General features: G+C 67.1%; 20 protein-coding genes. 7 read left to right on the top strand and 13 right to left on the bottom strand.

The features are described from left to right. Positions 1-46: 46 nt before the first annotated feature. From ccsB to AC1D1A_RS02895, 5 genes are read right to left on the bottom strand one after another with little or no spacing between them, the layout of a single operon-like run. On the bottom strand, positions 47-1,165 hold the full coding sequence (gene ccsB, locus AC1D1A_RS02915) for a c-type cytochrome biogenesis protein CcsB (RefSeq protein WP_476855544.1): 1,119 nt from the start codon (positions 1,163-1,165) through the stop codon (positions 47-49). Further along, positions 1,165-2,952 (bottom strand): cytochrome c biogenesis protein ResB, encoded by a 1,788-nt coding sequence (gene resB / locus AC1D1A_RS02910; protein WP_476947101.1) that lies wholly within the window; start codon positions 2,950-2,952, stop codon positions 1,165-1,167. The genes ccsB and resB overlap by 1 nt, the downstream gene beginning before the upstream one ends. Beyond that, complete coding sequence (locus AC1D1A_RS02905; RefSeq protein ID WP_028278104.1) at positions 2,952-3,707, bottom strand: cytochrome c biogenesis CcdA family protein; 756 nt, start codon at positions 3,705-3,707, stop codon at positions 2,952-2,954. The genes resB and AC1D1A_RS02905 overlap by 1 nt, the downstream gene beginning before the upstream one ends. A 12-nt stretch (positions 3,708-3,719) precedes the next feature. After that, complete coding sequence (locus AC1D1A_RS02900; protein WP_476850216.1) at positions 3,720-4,340, bottom strand: TlpA family protein disulfide reductase; 621 nt, start codon at positions 4,338-4,340, stop codon at positions 3,720-3,722. Positions 4,341-4,342: 2 nt separating this feature from the next. Continuing rightward, entirely contained in the window at positions 4,343-5,008 is a 666-nt protein-coding gene (locus AC1D1A_RS02895) for a histidine phosphatase family protein (RefSeq protein ID WP_243182124.1), read from the bottom strand. A gap of 213 nt (positions 5,009-5,221) precedes the next feature. Between AC1D1A_RS02895 and AC1D1A_RS02890 the strand changes: the two genes are divergently transcribed. From AC1D1A_RS02890 to AC1D1A_RS02880, 3 genes are all read left to right on the top strand, one after another. Then, the gene (locus AC1D1A_RS02890) at positions 5,222-5,770 is read left to right on the top strand and encodes a YceI family protein (RefSeq protein WP_028278101.1); all 549 of its coding nucleotides are present in this window, start codon (positions 5,222-5,224) and stop codon (positions 5,768-5,770) included. Positions 5,771-5,988: 218 nt separating this feature from the next. After that, a complete protein-coding gene (locus tag AC1D1A_RS02885) occupies positions 5,989-6,747 on the top strand; it encodes a hypothetical protein (RefSeq protein WP_476947100.1) in 759 nt (252 codons plus the stop codon). Positions 6,748-6,959: 212 nt separating this feature from the next. Then, a complete protein-coding gene (locus AC1D1A_RS02880) occupies positions 6,960-7,877 on the top strand; it encodes a Yip1 family protein (protein WP_476947099.1) in 918 nt (305 codons plus the stop codon). Between the two features lie 66 nt (positions 7,878-7,943). On the opposite strand, the gene AC1D1A_RS02875 is transcribed toward AC1D1A_RS02880, so the two are convergent. Both AC1D1A_RS02875 and AC1D1A_RS02870 read right to left on the bottom strand, forming a co-directional pair. After that, positions 7,944-8,639: a redox-sensing transcriptional repressor Rex gene (locus AC1D1A_RS02875; RefSeq protein ID WP_079555510.1), complete on the bottom strand. Its 696-nt coding sequence runs from the start codon at positions 8,637-8,639 to the stop codon at positions 7,944-7,946. Between the two features lie 74 nt (positions 8,640-8,713). Beyond that, the gene (locus tag AC1D1A_RS02870) at positions 8,714-8,986 is read right to left on the bottom strand and encodes a glutaredoxin family protein (RefSeq protein ID WP_476947098.1); all 273 of its coding nucleotides are present in this window, start codon (positions 8,984-8,986) and stop codon (positions 8,714-8,716) included. A 131-nt stretch (positions 8,987-9,117) separates the two neighbouring features. Here AC1D1A_RS02870 and AC1D1A_RS02865 point away from each other — a divergent pair, with 131 nt between their 5' ends. Then, the gene (locus tag AC1D1A_RS02865) at positions 9,118-9,936 is read left to right on the top strand and encodes an HAD family hydrolase (RefSeq protein ID WP_476947097.1); all 819 of its coding nucleotides are present in this window, start codon (positions 9,118-9,120) and stop codon (positions 9,934-9,936) included. A gap of 225 nt (positions 9,937-10,161) precedes the next feature. Here AC1D1A_RS02865 and AC1D1A_RS02860 read toward each other — a convergent pair whose 3' ends face one another. The 3 genes from AC1D1A_RS02860 to AC1D1A_RS02850 form a co-directional block, all read right to left on the bottom strand. Next, positions 10,162-10,260 carry a 30S ribosomal protein bS22 gene (locus tag AC1D1A_RS02860; protein ID WP_003792170.1) on the bottom strand — a complete coding sequence of 33 codons (99 nt, stop codon included), beginning with the start codon at positions 10,258-10,260 and terminating at the stop codon, positions 10,162-10,164. A gap of 205 nt (positions 10,261-10,465) precedes the next feature. After that, a complete protein-coding gene (locus AC1D1A_RS02855; RefSeq protein ID WP_018775046.1) occupies positions 10,466-10,687 on the bottom strand; it encodes a helix-turn-helix domain-containing protein in 222 nt (73 codons plus the stop codon). Between the two features lie 199 nt (positions 10,688-10,886). Continuing rightward, complete coding sequence (locus tag AC1D1A_RS02850; RefSeq protein ID WP_476947096.1) at positions 10,887-12,002, bottom strand: 3-deoxy-7-phosphoheptulonate synthase; 1,116 nt, start codon at positions 12,000-12,002, stop codon at positions 10,887-10,889. A gap of 397 nt (positions 12,003-12,399) precedes the next feature. Between AC1D1A_RS02850 and AC1D1A_RS02845 the strand changes: the two genes are divergently transcribed. Beyond that, a complete protein-coding gene (locus AC1D1A_RS02845; protein WP_476947095.1) occupies positions 12,400-13,746 on the top strand; it encodes an alpha-hydroxy acid oxidase in 1,347 nt (448 codons plus the stop codon). A 103-nt stretch (positions 13,747-13,849) separates the two neighbouring features. Here the strand turns inward: AC1D1A_RS02845 and AC1D1A_RS02840 are convergent, their stop codons facing one another. Both AC1D1A_RS02840 and AC1D1A_RS02835 read right to left on the bottom strand, forming a co-directional pair. Beyond that, positions 13,850-14,413 (bottom strand): ArsR/SmtB family transcription factor, encoded by a 564-nt coding sequence (locus AC1D1A_RS02840; protein WP_476947094.1) that lies wholly within the window; start codon positions 14,411-14,413, stop codon positions 13,850-13,852. Positions 14,414-14,494: 81 nt separating this feature from the next. Then, entirely contained in the window at positions 14,495-15,718 is a 1,224-nt protein-coding gene (locus tag AC1D1A_RS02835; protein ID WP_476855537.1) for an acetoin utilization protein AcuC, read from the bottom strand. Between the two features lie 118 nt (positions 15,719-15,836). Between AC1D1A_RS02835 and AC1D1A_RS02830 the strand changes: the two genes are divergently transcribed. Both AC1D1A_RS02830 and AC1D1A_RS02825 read left to right on the top strand, forming a co-directional pair. Further along, entirely contained in the window at positions 15,837-17,267 is a 1,431-nt protein-coding gene (locus tag AC1D1A_RS02830) for a TrkH family potassium uptake protein (RefSeq protein WP_223913623.1), read from the top strand. Positions 17,268-17,307: 40 nt separating this feature from the next. After that, positions 17,308-17,946, top strand: coding sequence for a potassium channel family protein (locus AC1D1A_RS02825; RefSeq protein ID WP_374208249.1), 639 nt, complete (start codon positions 17,308-17,310; stop codon positions 17,944-17,946). A 72-nt stretch (positions 17,947-18,018) separates the two neighbouring features. On the opposite strand, the gene proC is transcribed toward AC1D1A_RS02825, so the two are convergent. After that, on the bottom strand, positions 18,019-18,852 hold the full coding sequence (gene proC, locus AC1D1A_RS02820) for a pyrroline-5-carboxylate reductase (RefSeq protein WP_476947093.1): 834 nt from the start codon (positions 18,850-18,852) through the stop codon (positions 18,019-18,021). Between the last annotated feature and the right edge of the window lie 351 nt (positions 18,853-19,203).

Genomic DNA, 19,203 nt, shown 5'->3' with positions numbered 1-19,203 from the left:
CAAACCCAGGGGCTTGGCGGCCATTCCGTTCGCGAATCGGTGCGGCTTACAGTCCCGAGTAGGAGTGCAGGCCGTTGAAGAACTGGTTCACGATCGTGAAGTTGAAGACCACGCACAGGTAGCCGACGATCGACAGCCAGGCAGCACGGGTTCCGGTCCAGCCGCGGGTGGCGCGGGCGTGCAGGTATCCGGCGTAGACGACCCAGATCACGAACGTCCAGACTTCCTTCGTGTCCCAGCCCCAGAACCGGCCCCAGGCTTTCTCCGCCCAGATGGCGCCGAACATGAGCGTAAACGTCCAGCCGACGAACGCGATCGCGTTGATGCGGTAGGACAGGTTCTCCAGGCTCAGGGCGTTCGGGACCAGGCGCATGAACCCGAGCTTGTCGGCTCCGCCGGCGGCGATGGTCTTCTGCCGGTGCGACTGCACGAGCTGCAGCGCGGACATCGCGAAAGTCAGGGTGAACAGCGCCGAGGACATTACCGCGATGGAAACGTGGATGATCAGCCAGTAGCTCTGGAGCGCCGGCACGAGGTGGCCCACGGGGGTCCAGAAGGCGATGGAGGCGGCAACCAGCATGATGATGGCCAGGCCGATCACGAACGTGCCCAGGAAGCGCAGGTCGCGGCGGATCAGCACCAGCAGGAAGACGGCCACGGCCACGAACGCGCCCGTGGTGAGGAATTCGTACATGTTGCCCCATGGCACCCGGCCGGCACCGAGCGCGCGGGTGATCACGCCGGCCGCATGAATCGCGGCGCCGAGGACGGTCAGCGCGACGGCGACGCGGGCGGGGGCACGCCGCTCGCCGGCGTAGCGCATGCTGCCGTCGGCGGTCTGGCCCGCGCCTGCGGCGGTGCCGGGGCGGGAGGTGGCCGACGTCGGACGCTCGGCACGGCCTGCCGGGCCGCTGACGTCCGCATCGGAGCGGGCCGCGTCGGCTCCGGCAGCCCCCGCACCGACGCCGACCGGAACGCGCGCGGCATTGGCCTCGGCCGCCGCGCCGGAGAGCTCCGCGGCCTTGAGGTCCACCGCGCGCAGCGTCTTGCTGCTCTTGGCCAGGTCCCAGGCGAAGGCGATGAACGCCACCGTGTACGTGCCGGCGGCCAGCAGCATGAACAGCTCGCTGTACTGGCCCATGGTTTCGTTGATCGAGAACGGCATTACTGATCCTTCTTCGACTCGGAAGAGCCGGCTGTTGACTGGATGAAGTCTTCTGCGGGTTTTTCAGGAGCGGCGTGCATGCCGCTGGCACCGGTGCTGCCTGTTGCCGTGCTGGCCTTATCCGCCCGGTCATTATCCGCTGTTGCGCTGGGAGCGGGCTGGGAGCCGGTCGCGGCGTCATCGCCCAACAGCCAATCGTCGGAAAGGAGTTTCCGGATTGCCGCGGCCTCCCCGGCCAGGCGGTGGTCCTCACCGCGGGCCAGGAGACCATACTCCACCATGGTGCGGCCGTCCTCGTGGGTGCCGGTGCGGACCCAAACACGGCGGCGGTTCACATAGAGCGAGGTCACAAGCCCGGCCACGGCCAGGAGCGCGAAGATCAGGGCGTACAGCTGGCCGGGGTTGTGGTGGATGTCCACGCCGATGTAGCGCTTGACGCCGTCGAAGCTGATGGAACCTTTGCCGTTCGGCAGCGTGTAGCTGCTCCCGGGCGCCAAAACGATGCCCTTGGTGTCCAGGTTGCGGGCGTTGAGCGGCGTCAGTTTCTTGACGTCGAGCTCGAAGACGTTCTGCGGGGAGCCCGCGTCCAGGCCGAGGTCGCCGAAGTAGGAATTCAGGGTCAGCTGCGGGTTGATGAGCTCCGGATCACCGCTGAAGGACACGCCCTTGTCGGTGACAAACGCCGTCGGCAGGAAGAACCCGGCGAAGGCGAGCTGTTCGGGTTTTGCGTCCGGAACCTTGATCACCACGGAGGAGTAGTAGTTCTCGCCCTGGAGCTTGGCCACCACGGGTCCCTGCATGGCAACATTGCCCGCGCCGTCGCGAATCGTGACGACGGGAGCGTAGCCGTTGCCGGTGAGGTACACGCTGGTGCCGCCGAGGCTGAGGGGGTCGTTGACCTTGAGCACCTCCTTCTTGGCGGGTGCGTCCGGGTTTTCCTTCGTGGTCACGGCGGCGGTGAAGTCGATGGGCTGACCGAACTTGCCCTTCGATTCACGGTCGAAGGTGATGTCGAACTTGTCCAGCTGGACCGAATAGGGCTGCAGCTGGCTGCTCTGGAAATTGGTGCCGGGGGTGAACTGGTCGTAGCCGACGAGGGTGTTGACGAACGTGTCGCCCTCCACCAGGATGCGCTGCCCGCTGTAGCCGAAGAGGCCGCCGGCCGCCACCGAAACCAGCACTCCGATCAGCGCGGTGTGAAAGACGAGGTTGCCGACTTCCTTCAGGAAGCCGCGCTCGGCGCCCAAGGACGGGCGGGCGCCGTCGCGGTCCCGCACGTCGACGCGGTAGCCGCGCTTTTTCAGCAGCTCGGCGGCGTCGGTGATGGCGGCCGACGCCGGGATCCCGGCGTCGGCCGGAATCACCAGGGTGCCGTATTCGGGGAGCCTGGACAGGCGGGCGGGGGTGCGCGGGGGCTGGGAGCGCATCGCTTTGTAGTGCGCGATGGCGCGCGGGATCACGCAGCCAATCAGCGAGACGAACAGCAGGATGTAGATCGCGGAAAACCAGGCGGAGGAGTAGACGTCGTAGAGCTGCACCGAGTCCAGGATCGAGCCGTAGTCCGGGTGGTCCTTGATGTACTGCGTGACAATCGCCGGGTTGGCCGGGCGCTGCGGGAACAGCGAGCCGGGCACGGCGGCGACGGCCAGCAGCAAGAGCAGGAACAGGGCTGTGCGCATGCTGGTCAGCTGCGTCCACGCCCACCGGAGCATGCCCAACGGACCCAGCGTGGGCAGGACGGCCTCGGGCTTCGGGGACTTCTTCTTTTCGTTCACGCGCTCGCTCATCAGATTGGCAAATTCACATCGGTTTGGAACCAGTACTGCAACCCGGAGACCCAGGTGCCCCACACACCGCTCGCCATCAGGATCCCAAGCAGGATCAGGATGCCGCCGCCAGTGCGCTGGATGGCGAGCCGGTGGTTGCGGAAGAAGGACATCACGCCAATGCCGCGGCGCACGGCCAGGGCGATCAGCAGGAACGGGATTCCCAGCCCAAGGCTGTAGACGAACGCCAGGAACGCCCCCTTGGCCGCCGAGGAGCCGCCGGAGAGGCTAAGGAGCTGGACGGCCGAATACGTCGGACCGATGCACGGTGCCCAGCCCAGCCCGAAGGTGATGCCCAGCAAGGGCGCGCCCCAGAGACCGGCCGGGGGTTTGGCATGGATCTTGGCATCGCGCTGGAGCCAGCCGAAGCCGCCCATGAACACCACGCCCATGACGATCACCAGGACGCCCAGCAGCTGGGTGATCCACATGTTCTGCGAGCCCGTGATGAAGCTGCCCAGCTGCCCGAAGGCGCCGCCGAGCAGCACGAAGATCACGGAGAAGCCCAGGACGAACAGCCCGATGCCGGCCAGCATGCGCCCGCGCCTTTGCTTCTGCAGGTCGACGCCGGTCAGCCCCGTGACGTAGCCCAGGTATCCGGGCACCAGCGGGAGGACGCAGGGCGAGAGGAAGGAGACCAGTCCGGCCAGCAGCGCGACGGGAATGGCAAGCAGCAGCGATCCGTTCAGGATGGCTTCGGCGAAGGGGCTGTTCACGGTGGGGCCCCGCTACTCGGCCACGGCGGCGGCGATGAGGGACTTCAGGGTGCCCTGCTGGATTTCGCCCAGGACCCGGGATGCGACGCGGCCCTGCTTGTCCAGCACGAGGGTGGTGGGCACGGCGCCGGGCGGCACGAGGCCGGAGACGGCCAGCAGCACGGCGCCGTCCTTGTCATTGAAGCTCGGGTACGTCAGGTTGAAGGTCTTGTCGAACGCGTCGGCCGTGGCCTTCTCATCGCGCAGGTTGACGCCGAAGAACTGTACGCCCTTGGTCTTGAATTCCTGGTTCAGCGCCTCGAGGGAGGGCGCCTCGACCCGGCAGGGGGCGCAGGCGGCAAACCAGAAGTTCAGCACGGTGACCTTGCCCGGGAAGTCCGCCGACGTGACGGCCGTGCCGTCGAACAGCGTCCCCTTGAGCGCCACGGGACTCTTGCGGTCCGCGACGGCGAACTCGGTGACGGACCCGTCGCCGGCCACGTAGTTCTTGTTGTCCCCGGCCTTGGCCTGTTTGGCGAGGGCGTCGTCCTGGGCGCAGCCGGACAGCCCGAACACCGCGGCCAGCGCGGCCCCGCCGGCGGTCAGGACGCTGCGGCGGGACAAAGGCATGTATTCGCGGCGGTTCGCGGCCATGGTCAGGCTCCCGGGGTGCTGGCGGCACCGGGCAGCAGGGCGGCAGCGGGCTCGCTGTAGTCGACGCGCACGAGGCCGCCGGCGTCGTCGAACACCAGGGACGTCAGGGACGTCAGGGTGCATTCGCGCTTGCGCGGGTCGTGCCACAACGGCCGGCCTTCGGCGCTGAGCCGCGTGGCCCAGATGGGCAGCTGGTGGCTGACAAGGATGGCTTCGGCCCCGTTGCCGCCCAGCTCGATGGCACGGACACGTGCGTCCTGGACGGCCGCGATGACCCGCGCGGCCTGCTCCTTGTACGGCTCACCCCAGGAGGGCCGCAACGGGTTGTACAGCCGGGCCCAGTGCTTGGGACGCAGCAGCTCCGCCTTCGAGACGCGGAGGCCCTCAAAGTAGTTGGCGGCCTCGATGATGCGGGATTCGGTGGCAATCTCCAGGCCCAGGGCGTCGGCGATCGGCTGCGCCGTCTCCTGCGCGCGGGTCAGTGGGGACGCGGCGAGATGGACGATCCTGGCCCCTTGCGCGGACCGCTCCCTGAAGTGTTCCGCCAGGGTGCGGGCCATCTCCCGGCCGAGTTCGGAGAGGTGGAATTCCGGCAGCCTGCCGTACAGGACACCATCGGGATTGTGGACCTCGCCGTGGCGGAGCAAATGAACAGTGGCTTGGGGCATGTCTACCAGTTTCTCAAAGATGCCGGTCGATCTGAAATCTTCTACGGGAGGTAGAACTGATGAGTTTGGAAAAATGTTCCCCGGAGTTGGAATAAAAGATGCAAATGCATGTTTATACTGGGTGAAGCAGTTAGTTGAGATTTCAACCAATGATGCTTCAACTAGCGATCAGACGAACCACCGCAGTACCAACCCGACTCAAGGAGAACCACCATGGCACTTCCCGCAAACGTCACCACCGGCACCTGGACCCTCGACCCGTCGCACAGCGAGATCGGCTTCACCGTCCGCCACGCCGGCATCAGCAAGGTCCGCGGTCAGTTCACCGACGCTGCCGCCACCCTGGACCTCGCCGAGAACGTCACCGACTCCAAGGTCAACGCCTCGATCAAGACCGCAAGCTTCGACTCCGGTGACGCCAACCGCGACGGCCACGTCCGCGGCGAAGATTTCTTCGACGTCGAGACGTTCCCGGAGATCTCCTTTGTCTCCAACACCATCGTCCCCAAGGGCGACGCCTACGAGCTCCAGGGCGACCTCACCATCAAGGGCATCACCCGCCCCGTGGCCCTCGAGACCGAATTCAACGGCGTGGCCGTCGATCCCTTCGGCAACACCCGCGCCGGCCTGAGCGCCGAAACCACGATCAGCCGCAAGGACTTCGGGCTGACCTGGAACGCCGTCCTCGAAGCCGGCGGCGTGCTGGTCAGCGACAAGGTTGCCATCAACCTGGAACTGGCCTTCATCGCTCCCGCAGCATAGCCAGCATCCAGTACGGTCGCGGCCCGGTCACTCCCGCCCGCGCCTGAGGGCCGACGCCGGTCAGCCGGCTCCAGCGCCCCGCTTCATCTTCGCGATGAAGCGGGGCGCTGTTGTTTTTCGCCGCTGCTGCCTGCCCCTCTTGGGCGCCGCCGTCGGGCACCGCGACGCGGCTGCAGATTCCCTAGATAACAAGGAAACGGCGGTCTACAGTGAGAGCCATGAGCAACCCGAGTGATGTACCTCCGCAGCAGCCGGGCGCCCAGCCGCCGGCATCGGGCAGCGTCCCGCCCGCCGGCCCACCGCAGCTTCCCGCCAACCCGCCGCCCCCTCCCGGGTACCAGGCACCGCCTCCCGGGTACCAGGCACCGCCGCCCGGGTACCAGGCACCGCCGCCCGGGTACCAGGCACCGCCTCCCGGATACCAGGCACCGCCTCCCGGGTACCAGGCACCGCCGCCGGGGTACCAGGGCCAGCCGGCGTCGGCCGGCGGATTCCGCTTCGAGATGCCCACCGACCGCCCCAGGAACTTCGGCGATGCACTGCCTGCCGGCGGGCTCTCCGGCATGTTCAAGGTCGCTGCAATGCCCACCGAGCTGAAGGTCTCCTACTGGATCTGGCTGATCGGCGGGCTCCTGGGCCTCCTCGGTGGAGTCATCGGGTTGTTCGGGTCCTTCGTCCTGGTCGCCTTCGCGCCGGCGATCGGGCTCCTGGTGCTGCTGCTCGTGATCGTGGCGCTCGCACTGGCAACCGCTCAGATCATCCTTGCCATGAAGATGAAGGAAGGCCGGGAATGGGCCCGCTTCGCCCTCACCATCCTTGCCGGCATCTCCCTGGTGCTGACACTCATCAGTTCCGGCATCGCCGACGGCCGGGCGGGCGGAGGCCTGCCGGGCTTCCTCATCAGCCTCGTGGCGACCGTGCTCATGTGGCTGCCGAATGCACAGGCCTGGTTTGCCGCCAACCGGGGCCGAATCTAGGCCTGCCGCCGCACAGGGCACCCGCGGATTCGTGGCAGCGCCAGGGCTCCCCCGCCGCCACGCACCGGCCATCGAAAGAGGCTTGAGAATACCTCTCCGGAATGATCCACACGGCGGCCGGGCCGCGGTACGGTTGAGCTAAACCATGCTGGGGGCAGGGCAGGATCTCTGATCCCGGTGGCCGATTCGATCGACACGCAAAGGACCGCTTCATGAGCAATCCCCCAGTCCAGCCCCCGCCTCGCAACGGCTCCGAGCCGGGCGGGGAATCCACTCCGGCGCCGCAGGCACCGCAGTACGGCCAGAACGCCCCGCAGGCACCGCAGACACCGCAGTACGGCCAGCAGACACCCCCCGCCTACGGCCAGAACGCCCCGCAGACACCGCAGTACGGCGAGCAGACACCCCCCGCCTACGGCCAGAACGCCCCGCAGACACCGCAGTACGGCCAGCAGACACCCCCCGCCTACGGCCAGAACGCCCCCCAGACGCCGCAGTACGGCCAGCAGACACCCCCCGCCTACGGCCAGAACGCCCCSCAGGCACCGCAGTACGGCCAGCAGACACCCCCCACCTACGGCCAGAACGCCCCGCAGGCACCGTACGGCCAGTCCCCGTACGGCCAGTCCCCCTACGCGCAGTACCCGTCCGAACAGCCGCAGGCTCCGGGCGCGGTTCCCCAGTTGGTCAATACGTCGTTCTGGCTGATCATCGCAGCCGGAGCCTTGTGGGTCATCTCCATGCTGGTATCCCTGGGAACCCTGGACACCCCTGCCGTCAGGGACATGTTCGAGCAGCAGATGGCAGCGAGCGGCACGAGCGTCGACTTCGAATCCATTAAGGGTGTCCTGATCGGCACCATCGTGGTGTTTGCCGCCATCAGCGCCGGGCTGTACGCCCTCGTGGCATTCAATGTCCGCAAGGGCAAGAACTGGGCCCGCATCCTGGGCACCGTGTTCGCGGCCTTGTCGGTCTTCAACATCATCCCGCTCAGCCTCGCCACCCTGGCGGCACTCGTGGGCATTGCGGCCATCGTGCTGCTTTACCTGCCCGCGGCAGCGCCGTATTTCCAGAAGCGGCAGCCCTTTGCCAACCCCTATGGACAGCCCGGAGCCCCCTTCGGGAAGTAGCTTCGCCAGGAACCCACCCAGCGGGGTACCACTCAGCGGGCGCGGGAACCGGAGGGCTGGCCGATCTTAGTCGGCGTCTTCCGGGTCCTGCGCCCTCTGTGCGTGGTAGGCCAGAATCTGCAGTTCCGTTGCCATGTCCACCTTGCGGAGGTTGACTCCCGGGGGGACCTGCAGCATCACCGGCGCGAAGCTGAGGATGCTCCGCACGCCGGCGGCTATCACCCGGTCGCAGACGTCCTGGGCCACCGCCGCGGGCAAGGCGAGGACCACCATGTTGGCACCGGTACGCTGCAGTACCGGCTCAAGGTCGGCGGCGTCGCTGACCCGCAGCCACCCGACTTCACTGCCCACCACCATCTGGTCGGCGTCGAAAATCGCCACAATGTCAAAGCCTCGAGACTCGAATCCGCCGTACCGGGCCAGGGCTTTGCCGAGGTTGCCCGCACCGACGATCGCGACTTTCCAGTCGTGCGTCAGCCCGAGGGCAGCGGCGATGTTGCGGTTGAGGTACTGGACCTCATAACCGACACCCCGGGTTCCGTAGGAGCCGACATAGGAGAGGTCCTTGCGCAGCGTCGAGGAACTGACTCCGGAGGCCTCGGCCAGCGACTCGGACGAGACCCGGTCCACCCCGTCAGCCAGCAGCGTGGTCAGGGCGCGCAGATAGATGGTCAGCCGGGCCACGGCCGCGGGCGGAATCTGTTTGGCCGCAGTCCCGGCTCCCCCGGGGACAGGCCCGGGAGATGAATCCAGCGAAGTCACTATCTGCTCCATTGCGTCGCGTTGTGCTTCCCACTCTAGAGCCCCCGCGCATCACGCAACAAAGCACCCCGCCGTCAGGAGGGCTGGTCGAGGACCCGTTGCAGGGTCCGGGTCAGGCGGGCCTCGTCGATCTTCCAGAAATCCCGCTGGACGCCGTTGACCAGCACCACCGGGATCTCCTCGGCGAAGCGTTCCCGCAGACCGGCGTCGTCGTCCACCGATTTTTCCGACCAATCTAGTCCGAGCGCAGCGGTGACCCGGCCGACGGCGGCACGCGCCTCTGTGCACAGGTGACAGTCGGCCTTGGTGATCAGAACTACATCAGGTAAGTGTGCGGGTTTGGCCATGCATCCACCGTAGCCCGGCGGCCACTTCGGCGTCGACGCGCGGAGCAGTCCGCCCGGGTCCGGGGCCGTCCTGCCCTCGCGTCGCGCGTCCCGCGGGCGGCCGGGGGCCCGTCATTGACTAGACTCGTGGCATGCCCGAGGAGAAATACGTCATTGTGGCCAATGAGCCTGCTGCATCGACGCAGCACGGCGAGGCCGCATTTTTCGACGTCGACAACACCCTCATGAAGGGCGCAAGCCTTTTCCATGTCGCCCGCAAGCTTCACCAGCGTGGCGCCTTCACCCTGCCGCAGGCTGCCGGGTTCGCCTGGAAGCAGTTCATGTTCGTGCTGCGCGGCGAAAACATGGATGACGTCCATGCAGTCCGCGATTCCGCCCTGACGCTGGCCGCCGGCATCACGGCCAAGGACATCGAGGCGTTGGGCGAAGAGGTCTACGACGAGATGATTGAGTCGCGGATCTGGCCGGGGGCAAAGGCCTTGGCCGAGCAGCATCTCCGGGTCGGGCGCAAGGTATGGCTCGTCACGGCGACGCCGATCGAGGTGGCCACTGTCATTGCCGCCCGGCTGGGCCTGACCGGGGCGCTGGGCACAGTTGGCGAGATCATGGACGGCTCGTACACGGGACGGCTTGTGGGCGAGATCCTCCATGGACCGGCCAAAGCCGTCGCAGTCCAGGAAATTGCCGAGGAGCAGGGTCTGGACCTGAGCCGCTGCTGGGCGTACAGCGATTCCCACAACGACATCCCGTTGCTGAGCATGGTGGGGCACCCCGTTGCCATCAATCCCGACTCCAAGCTGCGCCGCTACGCCCGCGAGCACAACTGGCCGGTCTACGACTTCCGTGCAGGCCGGCGCGCCGCCACTCTGGGCTTCAAGGCCGCGACGGTCGGAGGGGCCATCTACGGCCTGTGGCGGGGGTTCTCCCGCTTCCGCGGCCCCAGCCGCTAGGCCGCCCGCGGCTTCCGCTGCGGATTCGGACAGGCGCGGCGCGGATCCGGGCCGCCGTCCTCTGATTCCGAAGCCCGCGTCCGAATCCGGCGCGAATTTACGCGCCACCTCCTCGGCGTCTCCCCGGTTCGCCCCGGCCCGCCCCAACGCAAATCAACCGCCGAAGGCAAGAAAAATGCCCGTCGCCTGGAAGGCGACGGGCATTTCATGCATTTCGAAGTATTGCTACTTCTTATTGCGACGCTGGTGGCGCGTCTTGCGAAGCAGCTTGCGGTGCTTCTTCTTGGCCATACGCTTGCGACGCTTCTTAATAACTGAACCCACGAAAGTTCCTTACCGGCTAGATGCAGTACCTGCCTGTTGGGAAGGGTCCGCGGGCTAAGCAGCAGACTGAAACAACTGACAGGTTCTTACAATGACGTAAAACGTTCCTTAACAGGGTACCGCCTCTGCGAGGCACCCCACGACCGCGGGCCCCGTGCGGGACCCAAAGCAGTCGATTCACGCTGTGAATGTTGCCGCTGACTGATCAGCCAGTTCCGGCGTGGCCGTCATTCCGGTCGACGACGGCACCCTTGAGGTACTGCTCGACGGCGTTTTCCGGCACGCGATAGGAGCGGCCGAACCGCACGGCCGGCATCTCCCCCGAATGCACAAGACGGTACACAGTCATTTTCGATACCCGCATAAGTTCCGCGACTTCGGCCACGGTCAAAAAACGGGCCTTGGAGAAGTTGGCCTCCGTAGACATTTCCCTATTCCTTTGCTCAAGCGAACGGCAGCCCCACCTGTTGACATGGCGGTGTGCCGATGCTGAGCCATCAAACAACCATGTGTTAGCAACACTAGTTGCTCATGGTGCCAAAGTGAAAGACTTCCTCAGGAATCCCCACACGATTTCCGCAGGAATCTCGAAAATCCCGCGGCACGCTCCTTCTCCTGCTCCTCCCTCAGGCACGGGTCCGCCGCGTGCGGGCCGAGGCGGCCAGCTGGCCCAGTACCGACGCCGTCACGTCCCAGTCCATGCAGGCATCAGTGACGCTCTGGCCGTAGACCAGCCCGTCCCGTCCGGAGCCGGTAACGGCGTTGACATCAAGGTTCTGGGCCCCGCCCACCAGGAAGCTCTCGAGCATGACGCCGGCGATGGCCCCGGCGGCGGCTCCGGCATTTTCCAGCTGCGCACCGATTTCGAGGGCGACCTCGGCCTGGCGGTGGTGGTTTTTGCCGCTGTTGGCGTGGCTGGCGTCGACGATCAGACGGGGGTTGAGCTGCTTCGCGGCGAGTTTCGCTGAGGCCGCTTCAACATCGGCGGCTGAGTAGTTGGGGCCTTTGCGCCCGCCGCGGAGGATGACGTGGGTGTCCGGGTTGCCGGCGGTAGCCACAAGCGCCGCCCGGCCGCCGTCGTCGATCCCGAGGAACGCCTGGGCGGCAGCGGTGGCGCTGCACGCGTCCAGCGCCACCTGGAGATCGCCGTCGGTCCCGTTCTTGAAGCCGATCGGCATCGACAGCCCGGAGGCCAGTTGGCGGTGGATCTGGCTCTCCGTGGTGCGGGCGCCGATCGCGCCCCAGGCGACCAGGTCCGCGACGTACTGGGGGCTGATGGGCTCAAGGAACTCGGTGGCGGTGGGCAGGCCGAGGGCGGTGACCTGGCGCAGGAAGGACCGGGCCGCGCGCAGGCCCGCGGCGATGTCGTGGCTGCCGTCCAGCCGGGGGTCGTTGATCAGGCCCTTCCAGCCCACCGTGGTGCGCGGCTTTTCGAAGTAGGTGCGCATGACGATCAGCAGGTCTTCGCGGTGCTTCTCTGCCTGGCTGACCAGCCGGCGGGCGTATTCCAGGCCCGCCTTGGGGTCGTGGATGGAGCAGGGGCCCACGATGACGAGCAGCCTGTCGTCCACACCGTCCATGATGGCCCGGACCTCGTCCCGGCCCCGCCCGACCACCTCGGCCAGGCGGGCCTCCAGGGGCAGTTCCGCCATGAGGTCCTGCGGGGTGGGCAGCGGGGTGAACTCGCTGACGCGCAGGTTCGAGGTGGAGTGTTGGGGGCCGGTGGCTGCTTCGATGCTCATATTCGGGTCCTGTTCCGGGTGCGGAGCGGGCCCTGGTCAGAACCCGCCGAAGAAATGGCGAAGGGCAGAGAATAATCTCTGCCCTGTTGGCTCTGAAGGAAAGTTGGATGCGTGTCAGTTAGACGCGGGCCCCTCCAGAGCCAACGAAAAATACGCATACCAACGGTTAGTCATAGCGTTGACCATAGCCCCGGAGCCGCGGCCGGAGCAAACGCCGGACGTAACAATCCGCGGGCGGCCAGTTCCGGGCGGCCAGGACCAGGTCCGTGGTCGCCGGGCAGGCACGTCGCGGCGGTGTTCGCCGGCACTGCCGCGAAATGACATCTCGACGCACACCGGCACCACCTAGAGTGTGAGGAAACCCAGCACAGCATCCGATCCGCAAATGGAGGCAGCCATGACGCACACCGTCCCGCCCGGCAACCCCGAGGCTCCGACCACTCCCGCGGCCACGGACCCTGGCCCTGCGGTGTCCGCATCCGGGCACCACACAGCCGCGGCCGCCGGCGGGCTCCCTGCCGCGTTGAAGCGCCGCGTGCCCAAGTACGCCGACCTTGCTCCCCTGATGCAGTTCAAGAAGCCGGAATTCAGCCGGGCCGCCAGGCTGCGCCGTGCCAGCACCATCTGGGACCTGCGGGACATGGCCAAGCGCCGCACACCCCAGGCGCCCTTCGACTACACGGACGGCGCCGCCGAGGCCGAAATCTCCCTCCGCCGCGCCCGCCAGGCGTTCCTGGACATCGAATTCCGGCCCGGGGTCCTGCGGGACGTCTCCAGCATCGACCTCAGCACTGACATCCTGGGCGGGCCGTCCCGGCTCCCGGTGGGGATCGCGCCCACCGGTTTCACCCGGATGATGCAGTCCGAGGGCGAATACGCCGGTTCCCAGGCCGCCGCAGCCGCAGGCATTCCGTACACCCTCTCCACCATGGGCACGGCGTCGCTCGAGGACGTGGCCGCCGCCGCACCCACCGGCCGCAACTGGTTCCAGCTGTACCTGTGGACGGACCGGGAGCGTTCGCTGGAACTGATCCAGCGTGCCGCCGCGGCGGGCAATGACACCCTCATGGTCACGGTGGACACCGCCGTCGCCGGCGCCAGGCTCCGCGACGTCCGCAATGGCATGACCATCCCGCCCGCCCTGACGCTCAAGACCGTCCTGGATGCGTCCTACCGGCCCGCGTGGTGGTTCAACTTCCTCACCCACGAGCCGCTGACCTTCGCGTCGCTGTCCCGCTACACGGGCACGGTCGCGGACCTCATCAACTCCATGTTCGATCCCACCCTGACCTTTGCCGACCTCGACTGGCTGCGCGAGACGTGGAAGGGCAAGCTCGTGGTCAAGGGCATCCAGACGGTCGACGACGCCCGCAAGGTGGTGGACCATGGCGCGGACGGGATTGTGCTCTCCAACCACGGCGGCCGCCAGCTGGACCGGGCACCGGTTCCGTTCCACCTGCTCCCGGAGGTCTCCGCGGCACTTAAGGCGGACCGCAGCGACGCGGCGATCATCCTGGACACCGGCATCATGAGCGGCGCGGACATCATCGCCGCCCTCGCCCTGGGCGCCGACTTCACGCTGATCGGCCGTGCCTACCTGTACGGGCTCATGGCCGGCGGTCGGGCCGGTGTGGACCGTGCGCTCCAAATCCTGGAGAAGGACATGGAACGCACCATGGCCCTGCTGGGCGTCAGCCGGGTCGCGGACCTCACCCCCGAGCACGTGCGGATCCTCCGCACCTAGCACCTCTGACAAGCCCCTGGCGCCCGAAAGATCGGCTAGGTGCCTTTGGGCGGGGCGGATGGCCGCGCGCATACCCAGGGCGGCATACGCGGGGCAGGAAAGCCTACTTCTTGCGGCCGAATTTGGGCAGGTTGGCCAGGAGATCGGCGGCCCTGGTGGCGGCCCGGCCCACGGTCCGCCCGATCTGCTGGGGCATCTTGTCTTCCCCCGCCGTTCCCACCGGGATGACGACGGCGGGGCTCAGCGGGCTGCCGGCAGGGCGGCCCGCCAGTGCTGCGGCGGGTTGCGCGGCGACCGGTTGTGGGACGGCTGGTTGCGGAACAGCGGCGGCGGCCAGGTCTTCCGGGACGGCTGCGGGGCCGGCTTCGGGGTGGAGGGCGGCGGCCGCGTCCGCCGTCGCGGCGGGGCCGACGTCGAACGCCTGCAGCCAGGTGGCGATCCCGGTGAGCGGCTTGGGGTTGAGGGTGTAATACCGCTTCTGGCCCTGGGCGCGCATGCTCACCAGGTCCGCTTCCCGGAGGACTTTGAGATGCTTGGAAATGGTGGGCTGGCTTGCTTCAAGCTCCTGGACCAGTTCCCCCACCGCTTTGTCCCCCTTGCGGAGGGCTATCAGAATGTCACGCCTGGTTGCCTCAGCAATGACGGCAAATACGTCGTCTGTCACCATGCCCTCCACACTAGCGACATATACGCCAGATGGCATCCACGAATTGTTCCGTTGGTGCAAGCCCCCAAGCCCGGCCCGGATTCAGTCGAACCAGGGGTCCAGTCCGTGCAGGGGAAACACTTCCTTGCGGGTGGCCATGATGGTGCGGTCCACCTCGTCGTTGGGGTCGAAACCCACTTCCCAGGACCGCCACCAGAGGTCCACGTCGTCGCCCATCGTCTCGGGGGGCTCCACGCCGAACCTGGCGCCATATTTGTCTTTGACGTAGTTGCGCCAATCCTCCGGAACCGGGGTGCGCAGCGGCACCGGGCGGCCGGCGGCGATGGCTATGAGGTGGCTCCAGGACCGCGGCACCACGCTGACCACGTTGTAGCCGCCGCCCCCGGTGGAAATCCACCGGTTCTCGCAGTAGCGTGCGGCGAGGTTTCCTATCGCCGTGGCGGCCTCGCGCTGGCCGTCCACACTGATGTTCAGGTGGGTGAGCGGGTCAAGCCGGTGCGAGTCGCAGCCGTGCTGGCTGACGATCACTTCCGGTTCGAACGCGCCAATGAGCTGGGGCACGACGGCGTGGAAGGCCCGCAGCCACCCGGCGTCGACGGTGCCGGCCGGGAGGGCGACGTTCACGGCGCTGCCCTGCGCGTTCGGTCCGCCGATCTCGTTGGCAAACCCGGTGCCCGGGAAGAGGGTCAGTCCGGATTCGTGCAGCGAAATGGTCAGGACGCGCGGATCGTCCCAGAAGATGCTTTGCGTGCCGTCGCCGTGGTGCGCATCGACGTCGACGTAGGCCACCCGCCGGACGCCGCCGTCGAGCAGCCGCTGGACCGCGAGGGCGGCGTCGTTGTAGATGCAAAAACCGCTCGCGCGGTCCCGGGAGGCGTGGTGCATCCCGCCGCCGAAGTTCACGGCCCGCACGGCGCTGCCGTCCAGGACAGCTGCGGCCGCCAGCAGGGAGCCGCCGGCCAGCCGGGCGCTGGCTTCGTGCATGCCGGCAAAGGCGGGGTCATCCTCGGTTCCGAGACCCCTGGCGTGGTCGGAGGTGTCCGGGTTTGCGCTCACGCGCCGCACGGCGGCCACGAACTCCGGGCTGTGGACCGCGCCCAGCTCCGCGTCGGTGGCGACGTCCGGAGCCGCTACCGTGACGTGGTCCAGATCCAGCAGTCCAAGGCTGCCGGCCAGCTTCGCTGTGAGCTCCATGCGCTCCGGCGCCATCGGGTGGGAGTGGCCAAAGTTGTAGGCAGTCATGGCTGGGGCCCACACCACCGTCGTTGGCAGCGCGGTCTGAGCGAGTCCGGGCAGGAATGTCATCAATCACAGGCTACCCGAGCCGTCCCCGGCTTCCCGCGCGCGCACGGGCGTTCCCCCGGCCATTACCCGGTGTTTAGTGGTTTACTACTTGGGGAAGAAGTTTCAACCGAGGAAGAACATGACGCAAAGCCAGTCGAGGTCCACGAGCCCGGCCAGCTGGCAGCCAGGCATGCCGGAGCGGGAAGGCCTGTGGATCTTCACACGCCTGCGCGACTTCATTGACAGCATCGCGAACAGCTCACCCGCCCGCCTGGCGCTCTCGGCGTTCGGCGTCGTGATTCTGGTCTTCACCGCTTTGCTCTCGCTGCCCATGGCTTCCGCGACGGGACAAGTCACACCACTGCATCAGGCGTTCTTCACCGCGGCGTCCGCTGTCTGCGTCACGGGACTGACCGTGGTCTCCACGGCTGTGCACTGGTCCTTCTTCGGCCAGCTCGTAATCCTGGTCGGCATTTTCGTGGGCGGCCTGGGCACCTTGACCCTCGCATCGCTGCTGGCGCTCATGGTCAGCAAGAGACTCGGTGTCCGCGGCAAGCTGATCGCCCAGGAGGCCATGAATGCCGGCCGGCTTGGCGAAGTCGGTACGCTGCTCCGGATCGTGATTGTGACCTCCGTGGTGATCGAGGCCGCCCTGGCCGTGACCCTGATCCCCCGCTTCCTGGTCCTCGGGGAGGGCTTCCCGCAGGCCGTCTGGCACGGGGTCTTCTATGCCATTTCATCGTTCAACAACGCCGGATTCACGCCGCATTCGGACGGAATCGTGCCGTACGAAACCGATCTCTGGATCCTCGTCCCGTTGATGCTCGGCGTATTCCTGGGCAGCCTGGGCTTCCCGGTGGTCATGGTGCTGCACCAGAACGGGCTCCGGTGGAAGAAATGGAACCTCCACACCAAGCTGACCATCCAGGTGTCCTTCATTCTCCTGGCCGCCGGCACGGTCCTCTGGGGCTTCCTGGAGTGGGACAACCTGCGCACCATCGGGGACATGGACCTCGGCGACAAGATCACGCATGCGCTCTTTGCCTCAGTCATGTTGCGCTCCGGCGGCTTCAACCTCGTGGACCAGAACCACATGGAGTCCACCACCATGTTGCTCTCCGATGCCCTCATGTTCGCCGGCGGAGGTTCCGCATCCACGGCCGGCGGCATCAAGGTCACCACCATCGCCGTGATGTTCCTGGCGATCACCGCCGAGGCCCGCGGCGACGCGGACGTGAAGATCTACGGCCGCACCATCCCCGAGGGCACCATGCGCGTGGCCATCTCGGTGATCGTCGCCGGCGCCACCCTCGTCTCGGTCTCGGCCCTCCTGCTCCTGCATATCAGCCATGCATCCCTGGACCGGGTCCTGTTTGAAACCATTTCCGCCTTCGCCACCGTGGGCCTCAGCACCAACCTCAGTGCAGAGTTGCCGCCGGAGGGGGTCTACGTCCTCGCTTTGCTCATGTTCGCCGGGCGCGTCGGGACGGTCACCCTTGCCGCCGGCCTGGCCCTGCGCCAGCGCAGCCAGCTGTACCACTACCCGGAAGAGAGACCGATCATTGGCTAGTTCCTCAGGCGCCGTCAACCGCCCCGCCCACAACGCCCCCGTGCTGGTGATCGGGCTGGGCCGTTTTGGTGCATCCACCGCAGAACAGCTGGTCAAGCAGGGCCGGGAGGTCCTGGCCATTGAACGCGACCGCGCCCTCGTCCAGAAGTGGGCGAGCGTCCTGACGCACGTGGTGGAAGCCGACGCCACCAACATCGATGCCCTCCGCCAGCTCGGCGCCCAGGAATTCAGTTCCGCCGTCGTGGGCGTGGGCACCTCGATCGAATCCTCCGTGCTGATCACGGTGAACCTCGTGGACCTGGGAATCGAACACCTCTGGGTCAAGGCGATCACGCCCTCGCACGGCAAGATCCTCACCCGCATCGGCGCCAACCACGTCATCTACCCGGAGGCCGACGCCGGCGTCCGCGCCGCGCACCTGGTCTCCGGGCGCATGCTGGACTTCATCGAGTTTGACGACGACTTCGCGATCGTCAAGATGTACCCGCCGCGCGAGACCGTGGGCTTCACCCTGGACGAGTCCAAAGTCCGGTCCAAGTACGGCGTCACGATTGTGGGCGTGAAGTCCCCGGGCGAGGACTTCACCTACGCGCGGCCGGAAACCAAGGTTTCTTCGCGGGACATGCTCATCGTTTCGGGCCACGTGGACCTGCTCGAACGGTTCGCTGCCCGCCCCTAGGCCACAGCCGGAGCCTGCGGCTCCCAGGGCTGCGGCTCCAGGGCCGCGGCTCCAGGGCCCGCCCGGGCCGGCTCAGGCGAGCTGTCGGGTGATTTCCGCGGCGCGCTCAGCCGCCGCGCGGGCGCCGTCGGCAATGATGGCCGGCAGTCCGCGCTCGTCAAAGGTGGCGATGGCCCGTTCCGTGGTGCCGTTCGGGCTCGTGACCGCCTTGCGCAATGCAGCAGGATCCGCGCCGGGCTCAGCCAGCATGAAGCCCGCCCCGGCGACGGTCTCGCGGGCCAGCAACAGCGACAGCTCCGGGTCCAGGCCCAGTCGTGCCCCGGCCTCGGCCATGGCCTCCGCCAGGTAGAAGGCGTAGGCCGGGCCCGAGCCGCTGATCGCGGAGAGGGCGTCCACCTGCTCTTCCGGGATCTCCACGACCGTGCCGGCGGCTGCGAGGATGTCCTTGGCGCGCTGGAGCTGCCCGGCGGAGCAGCTGGTCCCGGGCGAGACGGAGACCACGCCGCGGCCCAGCTTCGCCGGCGTGTTCGGCATCGTGCGGATGACGGGCTGGCCGGCCGGCAGCGCCGCCTCCAGCTGCTCCAGTGACACGGCGGCCGCAACGCTGATGACGATCGTGCCCGGTGAAAGGGACCCGCTGATTTCCCGGGCCAGGTCCGCGATCCCCACGGGTTTGACGCCCAGGATCACGACGGCGGAGCCGGTGGCGGCCTGTTTATTGTTGTCCGGCTCTTCTTCGCCCGCGATGGCGGTGATCCCGGGGTGGCGCTGGGCCAGCTCGACCGCGCGCCCGGCCCGGCGGACGGTTGCGACAATGTCGCCCGGGTCGACGCCGCCGTCGATCAGCCCCGCCATAATTGCCTCGTTCATTGACCCACAGCCCAGGAATGCGATTCGGTTGCTCATGTCCCCATCATTGCAGTCTGACGTGATTCCCAGCCAGCTCCCACCTTCAGCGCAGTCAGCGCACAACTTTGGAACCTAACGTTGTAACTACCTCATTGAGGGTGCGAGTGATGCAGCAGGCATGCGGATGCCTGCGCGGCACCGGTGGTTGCAGCGGGTTTTCCCATTTTCCCGCAGCGGACCGCCGGTGCCTTTGCCGTTTAAAGCCCCCGCGGCGGAGCCGGCCACCATCCCGGGGACGCCGTCGGATTGCCAGCGAACACACAGGGAAAACTCGCTGCGCACCCATGATCGGCCATTACCTTGGAAAGTGCCTCAACAGGTGCGAGTGATGATAGCCGGTTCCCCCGG

The organism is Arthrobacter sp. P1_B9, from assembly GCF_056406495.1.
This window is presented reverse-complemented; position numbering and strand designations above follow the sequence as displayed.

What these genes read in the sequence shown, in the direction of transcription:
- AC1D1A_RS02830 (WP_223913623.1), top strand. Translation starts at nt 15,837, where the DNA reads ATGACGCAAAGCCAGTCGAGGTCCACGAGCCCGGCCAGCTGGCAGCCA.
- AC1D1A_RS02865 (WP_476947097.1), top strand. Translation starts at nt 9,118, where the DNA reads ATGCCCGAGGAGAAATACGTCATTGTGGCCAATGAGCCTGCTGCATCG.
- AC1D1A_RS02845 (WP_476947095.1), top strand. Translation starts at nt 12,400, where the DNA reads ATGACGCACACCGTCCCGCCCGGCAACCCCGAGGCTCCGACCACTCCC.
- AC1D1A_RS02840 (WP_476947094.1), bottom strand. Translation starts at nt 14,413, where the DNA reads ATGGTGACAGACGACGTATTTGCCGTCATTGCTGAGGCAACCAGGCGT.
- ccsB (WP_476855544.1), bottom strand. Translation starts at nt 1,165, where the DNA reads ATGCCGTTCTCGATCAACGAAACCATGGGCCAGTACAGCGAGCTGTTC.
- AC1D1A_RS02855 (WP_018775046.1), bottom strand. Translation starts at nt 10,687, where the DNA reads ATGTCTACGGAGGCCAACTTCTCCAAGGCCCGTTTTTTGACCGTGGCC.
- AC1D1A_RS02870 (WP_476947098.1), bottom strand. Translation starts at nt 8,986, where the DNA reads ATGGCCAAACCCGCACACTTACCTGATGTAGTTCTGATCACCAAGGCC.
- AC1D1A_RS02850 (WP_476947096.1), bottom strand. Translation starts at nt 12,002, where the DNA reads ATGAGCATCGAAGCAGCCACCGGCCCCCAACACTCCACCTCGAACCTG.
- resB (WP_476947101.1), bottom strand. Translation starts at nt 2,952, where the DNA reads ATGAGCGAGCGCGTGAACGAAAAGAAGAAGTCCCCGAAGCCCGAGGCC.
- AC1D1A_RS02900 (WP_476850216.1), bottom strand. Translation starts at nt 4,340, where the DNA reads ATGGCCGCGAACCGCCGCGAATACATGCCTTTGTCCCGCCGCAGCGTC.
- AC1D1A_RS02885 (WP_476947100.1), top strand. Translation starts at nt 5,989, where the DNA reads ATGAGCAACCCGAGTGATGTACCTCCGCAGCAGCCGGGCGCCCAGCCG.
- AC1D1A_RS02890 (WP_028278101.1), top strand. Translation starts at nt 5,222, where the DNA reads ATGGCACTTCCCGCAAACGTCACCACCGGCACCTGGACCCTCGACCCG.
- AC1D1A_RS02895 (WP_243182124.1), bottom strand. Translation starts at nt 5,008, where the DNA reads ATGCCCCAAGCCACTGTTCATTTGCTCCGCCACGGCGAGGTCCACAAT.
- AC1D1A_RS02835 (WP_476855537.1), bottom strand. Translation starts at nt 15,718, where the DNA reads ATGACATTCCTGCCCGGACTCGCTCAGACCGCGCTGCCAACGACGGTG.
- proC (WP_476947093.1), bottom strand. Translation starts at nt 18,852, where the DNA reads ATGAGCAACCGAATCGCATTCCTGGGCTGTGGGTCAATGAACGAGGCA.